At 27.2% G+C, this 2,232-nt stretch carries 2 protein-coding genes; both read right to left on the bottom strand.

The window, feature by feature from the left end; genetic code table 11:
* Window positions 1-671: 671 nt before the first annotated feature.
* Window positions 672-1,409: a hypothetical protein gene (locus tag ACGH4F_RS09470; protein WP_267360380.1), complete on the bottom strand. Its 738-nt coding sequence runs from the start codon at window positions 1,407-1,409 to the stop codon at window positions 672-674.
* A gap of 10 nt (window positions 1,410-1,419) precedes the next feature.
* A partial coding sequence (locus ACGH4F_RS09475; protein WP_411591002.1) for a glycoside hydrolase family protein occupies window positions 1,420-2,232 on the bottom strand: 813 nt, incomplete at its 5' end.

Here is a 2,232-nt window from a genome sequence, read left to right on the forward strand (position 1 = left end):
CTGTTTAATGCTTCCCATTCCGGTCGCTTTCCTTCTGCATCCAGCTCTTCATACCATTCACTTTGATAATGAACTAATAGCCGTCCCAGTGCCGTTGTTAAGTGTGGTTTTTGCGATATTCCCTTAAAATAGTTCTCTTAATTGTCGCATATTCATTATCTATACATGGAGTATCTAATATATCCCAATGTTTTTAGTTCCTCAATTTGTAATAATTTGCCATTTTCTATATAGTTAATTGACTGCTGGAAATAATATATTAATCATAATTATGTTGAAATTGATATTCTTATAAATGATGAAATGAATGATGATTTATCATTTTTCCTTTTAATTAAATATACAATTTATCTTTTTTCTGTGCTCCTTCATATTAAAGGCCTTTACAATCTAATTCACTTCTTTGCAATAATAAGAGATTTGAATTGTGAAATTCGAAGAACCATACCTATTTATATACAAACAAGAATGATTAAAATTATTAGCAAAACAAATCAAAGATAATAATGACATTAAAATACATATTATTTTTATATTTCTCAATATTCTCTATTTAAGTGGCTATACCTGTATATTTATCATTTAAAAATAAATGATATTCTTAACATTTCCTATTGTTACTTTCTGATTAAATACAATTTAAAATTTACACCGAATATTAGTTACAATTTCTAGTAAGGCGTAATCAATGGCATATATTGATGTAACTCATAAGTATGTTTATTCATAATGTCCATCAAACATTTTTCATTAGTACATAAATCTCTTTTCTGAATAAACTTTTTTTGATTACTGTATATTTCTTCAAACTCTTTCTGAGCATTATTGTAGTCATAATATTTTTTTATATTATGATAAATATCATGAATACTCCTATCTAATCCTGATAGATAAATATTTTGGCAAATCAGTTTTTCAGATACCTTCTTTGCTTTTGAACAAGAGAAACTCGGAACAGTATTCTGATACTTTATTCGATTTATCTCTAATATAGAATCATTTGTATTTACTATTAAATATGCATCAGCATTTTTTTCAAATAATGTCCATGTTTTCTGAATGTTAGGGCAGAAAATATTTAATTGGTTTATTTTTTGTTTCATATTTAGGTCAAAAGAGTCAGCACTTAGCATTTCTTTGTTTAAAAATTCATCAAAATCGATAATGAATTTATTTACTTTATAATTTGAACAAATCTCAATAAGAGCACCAGAATAAATATTAGTTTTGATAACATTTTCATCCCATTGAAATATTCTATTAAGGTAAATTGGATCATCATAGGACACTGTTTTTGTGCGTGCTGTATCGCTAATATATACTTTAGTCACTATCCAATTATTAGTTAAATCTGCTCTTATTGAAAATGACAAAAATAGGCAGAATATTAAATAAAAATTACGAAGCATACTCTTTCTCCTAATAAATCTCTTTAGCATATATACCTTTTTCAAATATTTCTCGTTCTTTCTCTCTCCTTCTCTTTAAACCTTCTAAAACTTTACCTCCAGATTTATTATATTGTAGTAAAACATCCATTGCTTCTTTCTTTTTACCTTCATTAAGATATTTTGATAAATTACTATCACTTTTAATAGAACCAACATTATAAACAAAAGAAACTAATGCATCATATTCATGTTGCTTCAAATCAATTTTTATAACTTTCTCAATTTTATTTTCATAGTCGGGAATTATTTTAATTAATAATAATTTTTCTTGTTCAACAGTTAATGTAATAACGTCTTTATTTTCCTTCATAAATACTTTAATTTCAGTTTCATTTTTTAAACCAGCTGCTTTAGAAACTTTTTGCGCCACATCAGATGAAATACCTATTTCTAAAAGATCATTTAAAATATTTGTTGAACTTCTTCCTTTCATATCATAACCTGGGCCTAAAGTAATACCACTTCCAGTTCCTGGCCAATGCAATTTATTAGAAATATTTTTTTGTGCCTCCGCTAAATAAATAAAATCTATTCCTGCTTGTGATGTTTTCAATTCTCTTTTTATAATTTTATCAAACAAACTCATCATTATAATAGGATTTATAAACCACACCCTACCATTTTGACTTAAGGTGGCAAGCGTTGATGAAGTTTCGGTTTGTTGCTTTGAGCTGTCTTTTGTTTTATCTTTTTCTGTTTCAGTGTCACTTTGTTGTGTCTGCTGCTTTTGCTTAGCTAAACCTTTGGCGACATCATCCCACCACAGCATTTTTGTCGCTTT

The sequence above is a fragment of the Gilliamella sp. CG35 genome (genome assembly GCF_046635745.1).
In the GTDB taxonomy this organism is placed as follows: domain Bacteria; phylum Pseudomonadota; class Gammaproteobacteria; order Enterobacterales; family Orbaceae; genus Gilliamella; species Gilliamella apicola_I.

Excerpts from the sequence above, each read along its gene's own strand:
- ACGH4F_RS09470 (WP_267360380.1), bottom strand. The coding sequence starts at position 1,409 with ATGCTTCGTAATTTTTATTTAATATTCTGCCTATTTTTGTCATTTTCA.